The organism is Gilliamella sp. wkB178, from assembly GCF_001690705.1.
GTDB classification, from domain to species: domain Bacteria; phylum Pseudomonadota; class Gammaproteobacteria; order Enterobacterales; family Orbaceae; genus Gilliamella; species Gilliamella apicola_K.
In genome coordinates, this window is record NZ_LZGK01000005.1 from 46359 (window position 1) to 64057 (window position 17699).

Here is a 17699-nt window from a genome sequence, read left to right on the forward strand (position 1 = left end):
TAATTTAGCTAATTCGATTCATTATAAAATTAATGACCCGAGCCAACCAGCTATAAACAGTGGAATATTAAAATGGGTAAAAGTGGGAATAACACTATCGCGAATGTGGTCATGTTGCCCATCACTATTTAACCCTGCCGAGGTAGCTAAAATCGTATCTGACGGCGGTGAACCGGCATCACCAATTGCCCCTGATGCACCGATTAAGCATACGGTAGCAACCGGAGAAAAACCAAGTTGTACACACAGTGGCACATAGATGGCGGCAATAATTGGCACTGTTGAAAATGAAGAACCAATACCTAATGTAATAACCAGACCAACTAACATCATCATAAACGAAGCAATAACTTTGTTGCCCGCAAATAAAGCTGCACTATTGATAACCAAAGGCTCAATTTCATGAGTTTGTTTTAATACTTCAGCAAAACCTTGCGCAGAAATCATCACAAAGCCAATCATGGCCATCATTTTGATACCATCAGTAAATACTCCATCGGCTTCCCCCCATTTAATTGATCCTGAAACAATAAAGCAAATAAAACCAATTAATGCACCAAGAATCATTGAACCGGTATAAAGTTGAATACTAAACGATAACACAATGGCTATTAATGAAATAATAAGTGAACGCGCACTAACATTAGTTGCCGCTTGTGAACTCATGGTTTCATGAATGATTTGATATTGCCTCGGTTTACGATAACTAATAAAAATAGCCCATAATAATCCCATAAACATACCAAAAGCCGGGATTGCCATTGCATGCATCACATTAACATGACTGACATCCATACCTGATGAAATGATATTTTTTAATAATATTTGATTTAAAAAGATATTCCCAAAGCCAACGGGTAAAAACATATAGGGCGTGATTAAGCCAAAGGTCATAATACAGGCAATCATGCGCCGATCAAGTTGTAATCGCGACATCACATATAATAACGGCGGAATCAAAAGGGGAATAAAAGCGATATGAATTGGAATTACGTTTTGTGAGGAAATACTTACTAACGCAATAATAATAATTAATGCCCATTTGATGCGTTTTTTGGCGCCACTTGATGTAAGTTGCTTTACTGCCTTCTCAGCTAATAGTTCCGGTAATCCAGATTTAGAAATGGCAACCGCAAAAGCACCAAGCATAGCATAGGAAAGCGCAATGTTTGCACCATTACTAATACCCGTATTAAAAGCATTAATCGTTTCATTTAAAGTGAGATGACTAAACAACCCGCCAACAAATGCCCCTATAATCAAACTAATAACGACATGAACCCGACATAACGAAAGTATTAGCATACAAATTACTGCCATCACAACGGCATTAACTGATGAGAACAGACTAAGGATAAAATCCATAAAAAACTCAAAATAAATAGATAGACAAACAAACCGTCTATTTTAGGTGATGCAGGTTAAAAGTGCAATTTGTGCTAGTTAAAACCTATTTAAATAACTAGGAAAATCAACGTTTATTGAATATCTCTATTTAATCTAACATTACTGTTTTTAAGTAATTGTAGTTTTGCCATGCTAATTTATTAATAAATCTATATTCATCTCTATGAACAAACTAGAATAAAAATTCAAAAAATATGAGTATAATTGGGTATGTTTACAAAGAATCTTAGCTAAATAAAACCATAACAAAACAATGGTTATAAATGAGGAATTTTTAATGAGAAACAATATCGATGGTCATTTTTTATTGATTGGTTTAATGGCCTATCCAATTCGCCATAGTTTATCGCCGCAAATGCAAAATACTATCTATTCTAAATTAAATATTCCTTATGTTTATTTAGCCTTTGAAGTTGACCAACAAAAATTACCCGATGCAGTAAAAGGCATTCGCGCACTAGGATTACGTGGGTCAGCTGTATCAATGCCGAACAAACAACTTGTTTGCCAATATCTGGATAAATTAACCCCCGCAGTAGAAATGAGTGGTGCTTGTAATACCATATCTAATGATAACGGTGTATTAACTGGTTATAACACTGATGGCATTGGTTATATGCGCATGTTAAAAGAAGCTGGTGTTGATATTATTGATAAAAAAATAACCATTTTAGGTGCTGGTGGCGCAGCAACGGCTATCGTCGTACAGGCAGCATTAGATGGCGTAAAAGAAATTGCCATATTCAATCAGAAAGATGAATGCTATCCTAAGATAGAAGCTGTTGCTAAAAAATTGAATGAAAAGACCAATTGTAAAGTACATGTCCACGAACTAGCTGATAAAGATCAACTAAGGAAAGAAATTGCAAATAGTACTGTGCTTTGTAATGCAACTGGTGTTGGCATGAAGCCAATGGAAGGGCAAAGCCTAATTACTGATCCAACTTTATTAAGAGCAGATCTTGTGGTTACAGATTGTATATATAGTCCTCGAAAAACTAAATTACTGGAAATGGCTGAGCAACAAGGTTGTAAAACATTAAATGGTATTGGCATGATGTTATGGCAAGGAGCTGCCCAAATCAAAATTTGGACTGGAGAAGATTCCCCGATTGAATATGTAAAAGAACAAATGGGATTCAATGACTAAAAGATAAGGCATACATCTTTTTTAATAGTTTACTAGCACCAAGTAATTTGCTGTAACATATGACTAAATTACGATTTTACAATTAGTTAACGTATTGGCTATTAACATGAGTTTGTACTTATAGGATATTAAATGAAAACACTTAGCATAAAAAATATCAAAATAGGTGCCGGAGCGCCTAAAATTATTGTTCCAATTGTGGGTAAAACCGCAGCAGAATTACTTGATGAAATTACCTTTTTACAATCTATAGATTTTGATGTTATAGAATGGCGAGTCGATCACTTTAACTTAGTTGATGATATTGACGCGGTTAAAGATGTAGCTAAAAAAATTGCTCAACTATTACCAAATAAGCCCATTTTATTTACTTTCAGAACTGCAAATGAAGGTGGGGTAAAACCTTGGCCTCTAAAATCATATATCGAATTAAATAAAGAGATGGCACGTAGTGGCTTAGTTGATTTAATAGATGTTGAAGTTTTTATCGGTGATGACTATGTAACCGATATTATTAATGTCGCCCATCAACACCAAGTTTTGGTTATTGCATCCAACCATGACTTTCAAAAAACACCAACCAAAAGTGACATTATTTATCGTTTACGCAAGATGCAAGATCTAGGTGCGGATATTCCCAAAATTGCGGTTATGCCACAAACAACAGATGATGTTTTAACTTTACTTTCGGCAACGACTGAAATGAATGAAAAATATGCAACCACACCAATCATTACTATGTCTATGGCTGGGCTTGGAGCAATTAGTCGAGTAGCAGGAACTTCATTTGGATCATCAATGACTTTTGGTGCAGCCAAAAACAGTTCAGCACCTGGTCAATTAGATGTTAAACAATTACGTTATATATTAGATGTTTTGTACCAAAATAAGGCTTAATTAGTAATAATAAGATTTTAAAGTATCTTTTATTTAAAACATTCAAAACATTGGTAACATATTCGATATAATTGCATGTTAAAATGACGGAAATTTGCTAACAGTATGATAATAACAAGTATATACTTGAACTTCATTTTATGGTTGGCAAATATAAATTAAGGCTGATTAGCTTTACGATTTAATATTATTTAAGTGTAGCATTAGTACAAAAGTATGAGGTTTATTGGTTATGTTTTCTTGGTGGGTTAAAGCCTATTTTTTTGTTATTCAAATCCCTGTTAAGCTTTTTGTTAAAAGCAAACCTATCCCTACCGATCCAATAACCGAATTAGAACTTGATCCTAATAGACCCATTTTATATGTATTACCTTATAATTCTAATATCGATTTAATGGTTGTTCGCTCGCTGTGCTTACGTTACGATCTTCCCGATCCATTAGCAGGTATCAAGATTGATGGTAAATTAGTGCCTGGATTTATCTATATTGATAAAGGACCGGGTATTTTTGCCTCTAAGCGTCAACAAAATAAAGCAATTGAAATTTTAAGAGATTATATTTCAGCTCATCAACAAAACCCGCAACTTGATATACAACTATTGCCAGTTTCAGTAATGTTTGGGCGCAGCCCCGATAAAGAAGGTAAGAAAAAGCCATCATTACAAGTTTTGGGAGCAACATTTAAATTATATAAAATAATTGTATCCGGTCGTGATTGCTATACGCACTTTTCCCGTACGGTATCATTCAAAAATATTCAGGTGGATAATCAGCAAGATTTATCGTTTTTGGCACATAAATTAGCCCGTGTTGCACGCATTCATTTTACTAAACAACGAACCGCATCTATTGGACCTAAACTCCCTGATCGTCAAGAGATGTTAAATGAATTATTAAATAATATTGGACTTGCCAAAGCAATACAGGAAGAAGCTAAAAGTAAAGATATTTCGCTAGAAAAAGCTAAGAAAAATGCCTTAACTATGCTTAACGAAATTGCGGCTAATTTTTCGTTTCGTATGCTAAGAGTAACCGATTTTGTATTAACTTGGGCATGGCACCGACTTTATCAAGGGTTAAAAATCACTAATACTGAACCGGTACGAGAATTAGCTAAAAATGGACATGAAATTGTGTATATACCTTGTCATCGTAGCCACATGGATTATTTATTATTATCTTATGTGCTTTATCGACAAGGCCTAGTCCCTCCGCATATTGCCGCGGGTATTAATTTAAATTTTTGGCCTGCTGGCCCTATCTTCAGACGTTTAGGTGCATTCTTTATTCGTCGCTCATTCAAAGGCAACAAGCTTTATACCGCTGTTTTTCGAGAATACTTGGCTGAATTATTTATTCGCGGTTATGCGGTAGAATATTTTATTGAAGGTGGCAGATCGCGAACCGGAAGACTACTCGATCCCAAAACCGGCATGCTCATGATGACCATTCAAACATTATTACGTGGTGATCCGCGTCCGATTACGGTAGTACCCGTTTATATTGGCTATGAACATGTATTAGAAGTCGCTACTTATGCCAATGAACTTCGTGGTGCCAAAAAACAAAAAGAGAGCTTGTGGCGCACGCTTAATGCATTTTTTAAATTAAAGAAATTAGGTTTTGGTTATGTTAATTTTGGCCAACCAATCCCATTAAATCAATTTTTAAATAATCATATTCCGGAGTGGCGTGAAGCTATTGACCCTACAGGTACTCAACGCCCTAACTGGTTAACACCAACAACTAACCTTTTAGCAACGCAAATTATGGAGAGAATCAACGCCTCAGCTGCCATTAATGCCATGAATTTATGTTGCTCTATTTTACTTGCTGCAGATCAACGTGCTCTGACTAAAGTCAGATTACTAGAAAATATTAACTATTTATTGAAGTTATTAAAAAATATTCCTTATTCCGATTTAATTACCATACCCGATCAGACTGCGGAACAACTTTTTGAACATGCTAAAGAGATGGGCAAATTTGTAATAACGACTGATGAAGTGGGTGAAATAGTGGGTTTAACCACCGTGCAAGCGGTATTAATGACTTATTATCGCAACAATATTCAACACTTACTTATTATTCCCGCTATAGTGGCAAGAATAATAATCAAACATAATAGAATTTCATTAGATGAAGTCATACATCAAGTAAAACTACTTTATCCATTAATTAAATCTGAATTATTTCTTTATCAAAATGAAGAACAACTAACTACTTATGTACAGCAAATTATACATAGCTATGCTGAGTTAAATTTAATCAGCTATTCAGCAGATAAATTAGTGCTCAATTATTTAAAAATGTCGGGAATGCAGCTAATCGCATCCTCATCGCGAGATACTTTACAGCGTTACGCGATTGCATTTTCATTGTTACAAAAAGATCCAACTATTAGTAGATCATCTCTTGAAAAAGAAGCTCGTTTAATTGCTGAACGATTATCCGTTTTACATGGGATTAATGCACCAGAATTCTTTGACAAAGATGTATTTTCAATCCTCGTTTCTTCGTTAAGAGAACAAGGATATTTAGATGATAAGCAAGGTACAAATCTGCAAAAAATAGCCATAATGAATGACATACTTAAACCACTTATCACTGCTCGTGTAATGCAAACAATTGAGGAAATCAATCCCGTTATTCAATAATTTCTAAATTTACCTTGTCTATTAAACTATAGACAAGGCTCATTAATAATAGAAAACAATTAAGCTCTCCTTAACAATCTTATATGAAAAATAATTTTTATGATTTGAAATGATTGGAGGAAAATAAAATCCCTTATTTATTTTTTTTGATATATATCAAACTTTGTTTATTTACATCTTTTTTTCTCTTTATTTCCGTTTAATAAACGATTATTATTATGTGCAATAAGGATATAAACAAATTCTAAAATAATAAATAATGTAATGTCAGCTTTCTAAGGAGTTCATATGCTACTTAACCGTAGACAGTTCTTTAAGATCTGTGCTGGTGGTATGGCAGGAACAACTGTAGCCACACTTGGGCTTGCTCCCAATGTTGCACTTGCACAAACTCGCCAATATAAATTGTTAAAATCAAAAGAAACTCGTAATAACTGCACCTATTGTTCAGTAGGTTGTGGAATGCTTCTTTATAGCCGAGGGGATGGTGCCAAAAATGCTGAATCCTCTATTTTCCATATTGAAGGTGATCCTGATCATCCCGTCAGCCGTGGCTCTCTTTGCCCTAAAGGCGCTGGTGTCTTAGATTATATTAAGAGTGAAAATCGCGTTAAATACCCACAATACCGCGCACCTGGTTCAGATAAATGGCAACGGATTAGTTGGGAAGAAGCTATCGACAGAATCGCTAGATTAATGAAAGCAGATCGTGATAAAAATTTTGTTGAAAAAAATGCAAAAGGCACTACAGTTAATCGTTGGACCACAACTGGGTGGCTTGTCACTTCTGCCGCCAGTAATGAAACCGGTTGGTTAGCATTTAAAGTTGCACGTTCATTAGGTATGCTAAGCCTAGAAACTCAAGCTCGTGTTTGCCACGGTCCTTCAGTATCCAGTTTAGCAGCAACTTTTGGGCGTGGCGCCATGACTAACAACTGGAACGATATAAAGAATGCCAATGTAGTTATCATTATGGGGGGTAATGCCGCCGAAGCACATCCGGTTGGTTTTAAATGGGCAATAGAAGCCAAAATCACTAATGGTGCCGAACTAATTGCCATAGACCCTCGCTTTCATCGTACTGCATCAGTTGCTGATCATTATGTACCAATTCGCTCAGGTTCTGACATTGCATTTCTTCTTGGTATTATCAATTACCTTATTACACATAATGAAGTTAATTTTGAATATTTAATCACTCATAGTAATGCAAGCTTGATTGTACGTGATGACTTTAATTTTGATGTTAATAGTGGGCTATTTAGTGGCTATGATGCTAATAATCGTCAATATGATCAAACTAGCTGGGCTTATCAAACAGATGATAACGGTTACGCGCTACGTGATAAGACACTTAATCATCCTCGCTGTGTTTGGAACTTACTGAAACAACACGTGAGCCGCTATACACCTGAAATGGTAAATAAAGTAACGGGCAGTCCAATTGAAAGTTTTCTACATGTTTGTCGTTCACTAGCTAGTACTAAAACCAATAACCGTGCAGCCACTTTTTTATATGCATTAGGTTGGACACAACATACTTATGGTACGCAAATCATTCGTACTGCAGCGATGATCCAATTAATACTTGGTAATATTGGCGTAATGGGTGGTGGTATTAACGCACTGCGTGGGCATTCAAATATTCAAGGTTTAACCGATGTAGGTTTATTATCCAATCGTTTACCTGCTTATCTCGATTTACCTAAAGAATCACAAGTTTCTTTGGAACAATATTTAGCTGAAAAAACGCCAAAACCTCTTGGACCGGCAGAAGTTAATTTTTGGGGAAATTACCCAAAATTCTTTGTTAGTTTTATGAAATCCATGTTTGGTGATAACGCCACTAAAGACAATGATTGGGGATTCGATTGGTTACCAAAATGGGATAAAACTTATGATGTATTAAGATTCAGTAAAATGATGCGTGATGGTCAAGCCAATGGTTTTATTTGTCAAGGTTTCAACCCTCTGGCAGCTTTTCCCGATAAAAATAGTATCCGTCAAGGATTATCGAATTTGAAATTCTTGGTTAACATCGATCCTATGCCTACAGAAACTGCTGAGTTTTGGAAAAATCATGGTGAATCAAACGATGTTGATCCTAGTAAAATTCAGACCGAAGTATTCCGACTACCTGCTAACTGTTTTGCTGAAGAAAATGGTACCATTGTTAACTCTTCTCGTTGGTTACAATGGCACTGGGCGGCCGCCAGACCACCTTACGAAACATTATATGATCCAGAAATCATCGCACGCATCTTTTTAAGAATTAAACAGCTATATGCTGAAGAAGGTGGAACTTATCATGAGCCGATTGATAATTTAGTATGGGATTACGTCGATCCTGAAGGACCTGCTGCCGAGGAGCTTGCCAAAGACTATAATGGTAAGGCACTTGCAGATATCACCGATGCTAAGGGTAATGTTATTCTCAAAAAAGGTCAGCAACTTAGTGGTTTTTCACAACTGAAAGCTGATGGTACTACTTCTTCCGGCATTTGGATTTTCTGTGGTTCTTGGACTGAACAAGGTAACCAAATGGCCAGACGGGATCCAAGTGACCCTTCAGGTAGAGGGGTACATAGTGGTTGGGCTTGGGCTTGGCCAATGAATCGGCGCGTACTTTATAATCGCGCTTCTGCTGATGAAAATGGCAAACCTTGGGATCCTAATCGTGTATTAATAAAATGGAATGGCTCAAGTTGGGAAGGTAATGATGTTGCTGATTTTACTGCAACTTTACCACCAAGTTCTGGAGCAGGTGCCTTTATCATGAATAATGATGGTTTAGGTGGTTTATTCTGCTTGAACCGTTTAGTTGATGGCCCATTCCCTGAACATTATGAACCTTTTGAGACTCCAATTTCAAATAATCCACTGCATCCTAAACAAATTAGTAGTCCAGCAGCTAGAGTATTTAAAGAAGATATAGCGCGTTTAGGTAATGCCAATGATTTTCCTTATGTAGGAACAACTTATAGTATTACTGAACATTTCCATTTCTGGACCCAGCATGCAAGACTCGCTTCAATCACTCAGCCCGAACAATTTATTGAATTAAGCGAAAATCTGGCTAAGAAAAAAGGTATTAAATTAGGCGATACAGTAAAAGTAACCTCGTATCGGGGTTATATTAAGGCCAAAGCCGTAGTGACCAAGCGGCTTCCTACTTTAACTGTTGATGGTAAAGAGATCGAAACCATTGGAATTCCTATTGTCTGGGGATTCACTGGGCAAACTAAGAAAGGTTTTTTGGTGAATGAATTGACTCCACATTTAGGTGATGCCAATTCTCAAACTCCAGAATATAAATCATTCTTAGTTAATATCGAAAAAGTTACCGTTGCGGCATAAGAAGAGGAGGCTAAATTATGTCATTACAAACTCAAGATATCATTCGCCGTTCAGCAACGAATGCGTTAACGCCAGCTCCGCATGCCCGAGACTATCAACAAGAAGTCGCAAAATTAATTGATGTCACCACTTGCATTGGTTGTAAAGCATGTCAAGTAGCCTGTAGTGAATGGAACGATCTACGTGCCGAAATCGGTAATACTGTGGGTGTTTATGATAACCCTGCTGATTTAGAACCTAAAGCTTGGACCGTGATGCGTTACTCAGAAGTCGAAGTCAATGGTAAATTTGAATGGCTAATTCGTAAAGATGGCTGTATGCACTGTGCCGATCCGGGTTGCTTAAAAGCATGTCCATCTGAGGGTGCTATCATTCAATATGCCAATGGTATTGTCGATTTCCAATCTGAGCATTGCATCGGTTGTGGTTACTGTGTTGCCGGTTGTCCATTTAATATTCCTCGAATAAGCAAAGAAGATAATCACTCTTACAAATGTACATTATGTGTTGACCGCGTGGCGGTTGGTCAAGAACCAGCCTGTGTAAAAACTTGTCCAACTGGTGCCATTCGTTTTGGTACTAAGCAAGACATGATTAGACATGCTGAACATCGAATTGTTGACTTGAAAAAGCGTGGTTTTGAACATGCCGGACTCTATAATCCAGAAGGGGTTGGCGGGACACATGTAATGTATGTGCTGCACCATGCAGATCAACCAGAACTCTATCACGGCTTACCAAAAGATCCTCATATTAGTGAAATTGTGAAATTCTGGAAAGGAGCTTGGAAACCACTTTCTGCCGCAACGTTTGTTGCCACATTTGCTGGTTTGCTTTTCCACTACATGGGAGTCGGTGCGATTGAAGTAGATGAAGAAGATATAGAAAATGAACAAGAAGCTGATAAGCAAGCACGGAAACGATTAGGTTTACCTATTTTCGGTAGCAAAAATAGTGCTAGTTCATCACAACAGGAGAATCGCCATGAATAAGAAAGGTATGATTTTAAGAACACCACTTATAGTACGTTTCTGTCATTGGTGTATGGTTTGCCTGTTTATTTTAACCGCATTATCGGGTCTATCTTTATTTTTTCCATCCATTAAATTGTTTGGGTTAGTACTGGGTACGCCACAATTAGTTCGGGCTTTACATCCAATTATCGGTTCTATTGTATTTGTCATGTTAATGTTTATGTTTCTAAAACTCGCTCATCATAACATTCCTAATAAGAATGATATCTTGTGGATCAAAAACTTTAAAAAAGTGATTATGGGTAAAGAAGAAGGCATCCCTATTGGTAAGTACAACGTCGGACAGAAGTTTTTATTCTGGTGTATTATGGGATTAATAACGGTATTATTTGTTACTGGCATGATAATGTGGCGTAGGTATGTTTCAGATTATTTTCCTGTTCAGGTGGTAAGGATTGCTATATTTTTCCACTCATTAGCCGCTATTGGATTGATTTTACTTGCCATTGGTCATGCCTATATGGCTATTTGGGTTAAAGGCTCAATTAAAGGTATGATAACTGGTTATGTTTCTCGTGCATGGGCGCGTAAAAACCATTCAGCCTGGTATGAACAAGAAATGAAACAAGTTTACCAAAAAGAATTAAAGGATAATGAGAAAACTAAATCACAGTCACCTGAAATAGAGCACAAACCAGCTTTATAGCAAGCTGTAGATCTTGAATAGTTAATTCCGCTGTTGGTTATCGGCGGAATTAATTTTTTATAGATGATCAATCTATGGATAAAATAATTAATAATGGCAATCTAAAATGAGTATAAAAATTATTCCACAACAACAACTTGAACAACAAAACTCCAATTCTGTTATTAGAAAAATCCCATTATTATTTTATCCTTCACCAAATACTCTTTATATTCATAGAGCCGAACGTTTACGATTGTTAGCCAAAGAAAGTCCATTCAGTGATTACTTAAATTTTTGTGCCACCATTGCTGAAGGGCAAGCTAATATAGTTAAACTTGAACCGATACAAATGGATTTATCTGATGCAGTGCATAAAGATCAACCACCATTAAGTTTAGATGTGTTGCCTTTAACAACTTTATGGCAAGATTATTTAACAATACTATTAACTTCATTTAGTCAGACTACGTCCGAAATTACTCAAGCCATTGAACAACTACGACAAAATAGTGTACAGCAATTACAAGATAAGGCTTTATATTTACTAACAGGTAAATTTGAACTAGTCGCTGGTAATGAATCACTTTTTATTTGGAGTGCATTATCGGTTTATTACAGTCAACTAGCGAGTCAAATCAAAGGTACTGCAATTGCGGAGAATACTGATAAACATTGGTTTTGCCCAGTTTGTAATAGCATGCCAGTTGCCAGTGTAATTCAATTAGGTAATAACAGTGGGTTACGTTATCTACATTGTAGCTTATGTGAAAGTGAATGGTATGTTCCCCGAGTAAAATGTACCAGTTGCGATAATATGCAAGATATCCAATATTTTTCACTCGAAAATGAGCTAGCAGCAATTAAAACTGAATGTTGTGAAGCTTGTCATGGTTATTTGAAAATCTTAGATCAAGACAAAGACCCGCATATTGAAGTTGTTGCTGATGATATTGCTTCACTTATACTAGATATGAAAACTGAAGAGGAAGGCTTTGCTAAAAGTGGCGTTAATCCTTTTATATTCGGTTACTAGCATGACAGCATAACCTATTATAATAAATTACATTAAAGCTTAACATTTAAGTATTACTTAGCTCAACTAAGTTTAAATACAGTAATTATATGGTATATCTATTTCAAACTAATTAGCTATTCAATAAAAATACTCCTTAACTTTTAAATTTAACTCTGCTAAACTTAAACTATTGTACTAGTTTAAGAGTATTCACTAATGAAACGTTTCTTTTTACTGATTGTTATATTGTTGCTTACACCTTTTTTCAGTCTAGCTGATGTTGTTAAAAACGTTGCCATTACAGCAATTGTTGAACATCCTTCATTAGATCAAATCCGTGATGGCGTCAAGGATGAATTGATTGATAGAGGTTATATAATAAATAACAATTTAAATATACAATACAAAAGTGCACAAGGTAGTAGCGCCACGGCAGCCCAAATTGCTCGACAATTTGTAGCAGAAAAGCCTGAGGTGATTGTCGCCATTGCTACCCCTAGCGCACAAGCTACCGCAGCAGCCACAAAACAAATCCCAATAGTTTTCGCTGGAATTACCGACCCGCTGGCGGCTAAATTAATTAAAAATTGGCAACCTAGTGGTACAAACATTACTGGTGTTTCAGATTATCAAGAAACTGAACCACAAATTGAGTTTATGAAGAAAATTGTACCTAATGTTAAATCAGTGGGATATATTTACAGTCCAAGTGAAATTAACTCAACTATCGTCCTAAAAAATTTACAATCTTTACTCGCTAAACAAAATATTACCCTTGTCGCTGTCCCGGCACAACGAACTGCTGACATTTCGACTGCCGCCAATACATTAAAAGGTAAAGTTGACTTAATTTATACGACAACCGACAATAATGTCGTTTCCGCTTATGAATCATTAGTTAAATTTGCTAATGAAAATAAAATTCCTCTGTTGGCCTCGTTTCCTGATGCAATTGAACGCGGAGCTGTTGCTGCTTACGGTATGAGTTACTATGATGTAGGTCGCCAATCTGGGAAATTAGTTGTACGTATTTTAAAAGGTGAAAAACCTGGAGATATTGCCCCAGAAATTGGGCAAGCACTTAGATTAGTCTTAAATACCGAAGCTGCAGAAAAACAAGGGATTACTTTATCACCAGAAGTTATTCAATCTGCCTATAAAGTTATTAATAAATAATCTACTCATGGTTTTAACATAAATAATTCCTTATCTATAATAATTTTGCTCACTTGCTTGTGAGCAAAAATGTTTACTCCTATCAATTTTTTCTTCTAAAACACATTTTAATATGGTTGATATTGCATATTAAAAAGTAATTATATACAGCATAATTATCAATTTGTAATTTTAAATTTACACTTTCATTTCTTTTTAATATAGAAAATTATTCGAATTTGCTTTATAGTATGAAAAATTTAGTTTATTTGTAAAAAAATTATTACAGAGGAACCAACATGCGTAAATCCATTATAAAGCTTATTATGCTACTGAGTTTATCGGTCATAGCTTTTTCATCCTCAGCAGATCCTAAAGTTGAACAGAAATATGTTGCTATTACTGCAATTGTAGAACATCCAGCATTAGATAATGTACGTAAAGGGGTTGAAGATGAATTAAAAGATAATGGTTATATTGCCGGTAAAAATTTGAAATTACAATTTCAAAGCGCTCAAGGTAGTAGTGCTAATGCTGCACAAATAGCTAAACAGTTAACTGCTAATAAACCTGACGTTATTGTTGGCATTTCTACTCCTAGTTCACAATCTTTAGTGGCAACAACCAAACTTATTCCTATCGTTTATACTGCTGTCACTGATCCCGTTTTAGCTAAATTAACACCAAGTTGGGATGCGTCCAAAACTAACGTTACCGGGGTTTCCGATGCCTTATCGTTAGAAACACAAATTGACATAATGTTAAAAATCAAACCTAATGCTAAAAATATTGGTTATGTGTACAGTCCAAGTGAGGTTAACTCGACTATTGTGCTTAAAGAACTACAAATAGCTCTTGCCAAAAGGGGAATGACAATTATTGCCGCTCCCGCGCAACGGACTTCCGATATATCAACCGCTGCCCAAAGCCTAAAAGGTAAAGTTGATTTGATTTATACTACTACCGATAATAATGTTGTTTCAGCTTATGAAGCGTTAGCAAAAGTCGCTAACGAAAGTAAGATTCCTCTTGTTGCCTCTAATCCTGATTCAGCTGAACGTGGCGCTATTGCTGCTTTAGGCATGAGTTATTATGATCTTGGGCGTCAAGCAGGCAAAATAGTTATCCGTATACTTAATGGCGAAAACCCAGGAGATATTCCATCACAAGTTGGAAACATTACCCAATTAATCATTAATACGAAAGCTGCCGAACGTCAAGGCGTTACATTATCTGAAGATGTGTTAAAATCAGCAGCTAAAATTGTCGAAAAATAATTTCTACTCTTATATAATCATACCGCCAATTTCTGGCGGTTATTTTTAATGGATTTTATTCATGTCGTTTGAATTTTTATTGGGTTCACTTGGAATTGGACTTATTTATGCGCTAGTTAGTCTAGGTGTTTTTATTTCCTTCCGCTTACTCGATTTTCCTGATTTAACTGCTGATGCTAGTTTCCCTCTGGGTGGTGCTATCTGTGGTTTATGTATCTACGTAGGAATCGATCCTTGGCTGGCAACTCTATTGGGTATGTTAGCGGGGTGTGCCGCAGGTGCTGTTACCGGTTTATTATATGTTAAGCTCAATATATTACAGCTTCTTTCTAGCATTATCGTAATGATAGGACTCTATTCTATAAATCTAAGAATACTTGGTATAGGGCCTTACCTTATGAATGAAACACCAAGAATGGCTGGTTCACCTAATCTACCATTACTGGATGCAAAAACTATTTTCTCGCCATTTATTTATGAAGATTATAGTAATGAATATATTGTTCAACCAATCATAGTATTGGGATTTGTAATTGTATTTTGGTTGTTACTAAATTTATTTTTAAATACTCAGATGGGATTAGCTTTAAGAGCAACGGGAACTAATCAACGCATGGCTAGATCTCAAGGTATTCCAACTGGTTCTATAACAATTCTCGGCATGGCTATATCTAACGGTCTAATTGCTTTAGGCGGTTCGCTTTTTGTACAAACTCAAGGTGGTGCTGACATTACAATTGGGGTTGGAACAATAGTTATTGGTCTAGCTTCAATAATACTTGGTGAAAGTATATTCCCAACTAAACGTATTTGGGCAATCATGCTATCCGTTATCTTCGGTTCCATTTTATATCGTTTGTTTATTGCTTTTGCATTAAGTAATCAATTTCTACAAAAAATAGGTGTTGGTACTGAAGACCTTAATCTCATTACCGCAATATTAGTAGTTATTGCTCTAGTATTACCAAAGCAATTAAAAAAATACTCTAAAAAAAGAGGATGTAAACATGATTAAGGTTGGACAATTACAATTAACTTTTAATCAAGGCACTCCAATCGAAAATCATGTCTTAAGAGGGTTAAATCTCGATATTAGTGAAGGAGAGTTTGTTACTATAATAGGTAGTAATGGTGCGGGAAAAAGTTCTTTACTTAATGTTATTAGTGGCGATTTATTGGCAGATTCCGGACATGTAATTATTAACGAACGTGATGTAACCAGTTGGCCGGCTTGGAAACGAGCTGGTATGGTTGCTAGAGTATTTCAAGATCCTATGGTAGGTACTTGTGAAAATCTAACTATAGAAGAAAATTTAGCTATTGCCTATAACCGTGGGTTTAGTTTCACATTATATCCAGCCCTTAATCGTAAAATCAGAACAATATTTAAGGATAAACTTGCTACTTTAAATTTAGGCCTTGAAAATCGGTTATCGGATATGATGGGATTACTTTCAGGAGGCCAAAGGCAAGCTGTAAGTCTGTTAATGTCAACGCTACAACCATCCAAAATATTACTATTGGATGAACATACTGCTGCTCTTGATCCAAAAACAGCACAATTCGTTTTAGAACTGACTAATGAAATCGTTTCTACACATCATTTAACTACCATGATGGTTACTCATTCAATGAAACAAGCTTTAGAATATGGTACCAGAACTGTTATGTTACATCAGGGACAGGTTGTACTGGATGTATCTGGTGAACAACGAGATAAATTAGTCGTAACTGATTTGCTAGATATGTTTGAAAAAGTACGTGGTGAAAAAGTAACTGACGACGCCCTACTTCTAGGTTAATAATTCATTAAAAGCAATATTTATTAAACCAATATTGCTTTTTATAAATAGCTATAATATTATTTTTGTGACTTCTTTTTATCTCTTCTTATCTTTTTCTTTATTAAATAAGTATTAATTTTAGTTTTGTTTACTTGCTCAAAAACCAAATAGAATTTAGTACCAGCTTTAGGAGAATAATATGAAAAGAACATTGTTAGCTTTAGCCGTTTTAGCAGTTAGTACTTCTTTATTGGCGGTAGAACCTATTCATCCACAACCAAAAGATACACCATCAGATGTTAGTTTTCAAAAAGATAAACCACCATTAAATAGAAAAAATGACTCGCGATTACCACCACATTTTGATAAAAATATATTAGATGTCACTGTTACTAGTGATAACCCAGAAGAAACAATTAAAAAAATTACAACTATTCTTCCTTCTGAAAAAGGGAAACAATATAGTATTCATATAGCTATTACTGAATTACCAACATTGAAAGAAGAAATAAAACCACCAAAAGATGTATCTGAAAAACCAGCTATTGAAGAAAATAAAGTTAAAAATTAATTTAAAATAAAAAGTAGATACAAAAAAGCCCAGCATTACTGCTGGGCTCTCTCTTATTTATTAGTCTGGCGGCACCCTACTCTCACATGGGTAATACCCACACTACCATCGGCACTACGGCGTTTCACTTCTGAGTTCGGCATGGGGTCAGGTGGGACCACCGCGCTATTACCGCCAGACATATCCTGTCTTCTCTCTATTCTTCATCAATGTGTTATTTAGCTGTTAACTACAACACACCAACTCAATCCGGAACAAACTGCTTTATTCTTATTAGCGCACCAAAACAACTCCGAGTTGTAAGGTTAAGACTCTCGGTTCATTAGTATCAGTTAGCTCAATGTATCACTACACTTACACACCTGACCTATCTACGTCTTAGTCTCAAACGGACCTTACAGATTCTCATCTGGGAAAACTCATCTCAAGGCTAGTTTCGTGCTTAGATGCTTTCAGCACTTATCTATCCCGCACGTAGCTACCGGGCAATGCAATTGGCATCACAACCCGTACACCAGCGGTGCGTTCACTTCGGTCCTCTCGTACTAGAAGCAAACCCTCTCAATTTTCCTACGCCCATGGCAGATAGGGACCGAACTGTCTCACGACGTTCTAAACCCAGCTCGCGTACCACTTTAAACGGCGAACAGCCGTACCCTTGGGACCTACTTCAGCCCCAGGATGTGATGAGCCGACATCGAGGTGCCAAACACCGCCGTCGATATGAACTCTTGGGCGGTATCAGCCTGTTATCCCCGGAGTACC

13 protein-coding genes and 2 rRNA genes are annotated in these 17699 nt (G+C 36.1%); 12 read left to right on the forward strand and 3 right to left on the reverse strand.

Annotation, left to right across the window (positions count from 1 at the left end; genetic code table 11):
• Positions 1-21: 21 nt before the first annotated feature.
• Positions 22-1365 carry a Na+/H+ antiporter family protein gene (locus A9G13_RS01310; protein WP_065555833.1) on the reverse strand — a complete coding sequence of 448 codons (1344 nt, stop codon included), beginning with the start codon at positions 1363-1365 and terminating at the stop codon, positions 22-24.
• 319 nt (positions 1366-1684) lie between these two features.
• On the opposite strand from A9G13_RS01310, the gene A9G13_RS01315 reads away from it, so the two are divergent.
• From A9G13_RS01315 to A9G13_RS01370, 12 genes are all read left to right on the forward strand, one after another.
• Positions 1685-2557, forward strand: a complete 873-nt coding sequence (locus A9G13_RS01315; RefSeq protein ID WP_065555834.1) for a shikimate dehydrogenase — start codon at positions 1685-1687, stop codon at positions 2555-2557.
• A 132-nt stretch (positions 2558-2689) separates the two neighbouring features.
• Complete coding sequence (gene aroD / locus A9G13_RS01320) at positions 2690-3454, forward strand: type I 3-dehydroquinate dehydratase (RefSeq protein WP_065555835.1); 765 nt, start codon at positions 2690-2692, stop codon at positions 3452-3454.
• A 232-nt stretch (positions 3455-3686) separates the two neighbouring features.
• Positions 3687-6113: a glycerol-3-phosphate 1-O-acyltransferase PlsB gene (gene plsB / locus A9G13_RS01325; protein WP_065555836.1), complete on the forward strand. Its 2427-nt coding sequence runs from the start codon at positions 3687-3689 to the stop codon at positions 6111-6113.
• 288 nt (positions 6114-6401) lie between these two features.
• Positions 6402-9470 (forward strand): formate dehydrogenase-N subunit alpha, encoded by a 3069-nt coding sequence (fdnG, locus tag A9G13_RS01330; protein ID WP_081301116.1) that lies wholly within the window; start codon positions 6402-6404, stop codon positions 9468-9470.
• A gap of 17 nt (positions 9471-9487) precedes the next feature.
• The gene (gene fdxH / locus A9G13_RS01335) at positions 9488-10462 is read left to right on the forward strand and encodes a formate dehydrogenase subunit beta (protein WP_065555837.1); all 975 of its coding nucleotides are present in this window, start codon (positions 9488-9490) and stop codon (positions 10460-10462) included.
• Positions 10455-11150, forward strand: a complete 696-nt coding sequence (locus A9G13_RS01340) for a formate dehydrogenase subunit gamma (RefSeq protein ID WP_065555838.1) — start codon at positions 10455-10457, stop codon at positions 11148-11150. Before fdxH ends, A9G13_RS01340 begins: the two co-directional genes overlap by 8 nt.
• Before the next feature lie 106 nt (positions 11151-11256).
• Entirely contained in the window at positions 11257-12165 is a 909-nt protein-coding gene (fdhE, locus tag A9G13_RS01345) for a formate dehydrogenase accessory protein FdhE (RefSeq protein ID WP_065555839.1), read from the forward strand.
• Positions 12166-12363: 198 nt separating this feature from the next.
• Positions 12364-13323 (forward strand): ABC transporter substrate-binding protein, encoded by a 960-nt coding sequence (locus A9G13_RS01350; RefSeq protein WP_065555840.1) that lies wholly within the window; start codon positions 12364-12366, stop codon positions 13321-13323.
• Positions 13324-13601: 278 nt separating this feature from the next.
• Complete coding sequence (locus tag A9G13_RS01355) at positions 13602-14579, forward strand: ABC transporter substrate-binding protein (RefSeq protein ID WP_065555841.1); 978 nt, start codon at positions 13602-13604, stop codon at positions 14577-14579.
• A gap of 61 nt (positions 14580-14640) precedes the next feature.
• Entirely contained in the window at positions 14641-15594 is a 954-nt protein-coding gene (locus A9G13_RS01360) for an ABC transporter permease (protein ID WP_065555842.1), read from the forward strand.
• Positions 15587-16381, forward strand: a complete 795-nt coding sequence (locus tag A9G13_RS01365; RefSeq protein ID WP_065555843.1) for an ABC transporter ATP-binding protein — start codon at positions 15587-15589, stop codon at positions 16379-16381. The genes A9G13_RS01360 and A9G13_RS01365 overlap by 8 nt, the downstream gene beginning before the upstream one ends.
• A 181-nt stretch (positions 16382-16562) precedes the next feature.
• On the forward strand, positions 16563-16934 hold the full coding sequence (locus A9G13_RS01370) for a hypothetical protein (RefSeq protein WP_065555844.1): 372 nt from the start codon (positions 16563-16565) through the stop codon (positions 16932-16934).
• 63 nt (positions 16935-16997) lie between these two features.
• Here the strand turns inward: A9G13_RS01370 and rrf are convergent.
• Together rrf and A9G13_RS01380 are read right to left on the reverse strand one after the other, a co-directional pair.
• Positions 16998-17113: ribosomal RNA gene (gene rrf, locus A9G13_RS01375) — 5S ribosomal RNA — on the reverse strand.
• Between the two features lie 122 nt (positions 17114-17235).
• Positions 17236-17699 (reverse strand): 23S ribosomal RNA (locus A9G13_RS01380); the annotation flags it as partial.

Bases quoted from the DNA above. Each gene is read 5' to 3' on its own strand.
- A9G13_RS01360 (WP_065555842.1), top strand. From the start codon at position 14,641: ATGTCGTTTGAATTTTTATTGGGTTCACTTGGAATTGGACTTATTTAT.
- aroD (WP_065555835.1), top strand. From the start codon at position 2,690: ATGAAAACACTTAGCATAAAAAATATCAAAATAGGTGCCGGAGCGCCT.
- plsB (WP_065555836.1), top strand. From the start codon at position 3,687: ATGTTTTCTTGGTGGGTTAAAGCCTATTTTTTTGTTATTCAAATCCCT.
- A9G13_RS01365 (WP_065555843.1), top strand. From the start codon at position 15,587: ATGATTAAGGTTGGACAATTACAATTAACTTTTAATCAAGGCACTCCA.
- fdhE (WP_065555839.1), top strand. From the start codon at position 11,257: ATGAGTATAAAAATTATTCCACAACAACAACTTGAACAACAAAACTCC.
- A9G13_RS01310 (WP_065555833.1), bottom strand. From the start codon at position 1,365: ATGGATTTTATCCTTAGTCTGTTCTCATCAGTTAATGCCGTTGTGATG.
- A9G13_RS01355 (WP_065555841.1), top strand. From the start codon at position 13,602: ATGCGTAAATCCATTATAAAGCTTATTATGCTACTGAGTTTATCGGTC.
- fdnG (WP_081301116.1), top strand. From the start codon at position 6,402: ATGCTACTTAACCGTAGACAGTTCTTTAAGATCTGTGCTGGTGGTATG.
- A9G13_RS01315 (WP_065555834.1), top strand. From the start codon at position 1,685: ATGAGAAACAATATCGATGGTCATTTTTTATTGATTGGTTTAATGGCC.
- A9G13_RS01350 (WP_065555840.1), top strand. From the start codon at position 12,364: ATGAAACGTTTCTTTTTACTGATTGTTATATTGTTGCTTACACCTTTT.
- A9G13_RS01340 (WP_065555838.1), top strand. From the start codon at position 10,455: ATGAATAAGAAAGGTATGATTTTAAGAACACCACTTATAGTACGTTTC.
- A9G13_RS01370 (WP_065555844.1), top strand. From the start codon at position 16,563: ATGAAAAGAACATTGTTAGCTTTAGCCGTTTTAGCAGTTAGTACTTCT.
- fdxH (WP_065555837.1), top strand. From the start codon at position 9,488: ATGTCATTACAAACTCAAGATATCATTCGCCGTTCAGCAACGAATGCG.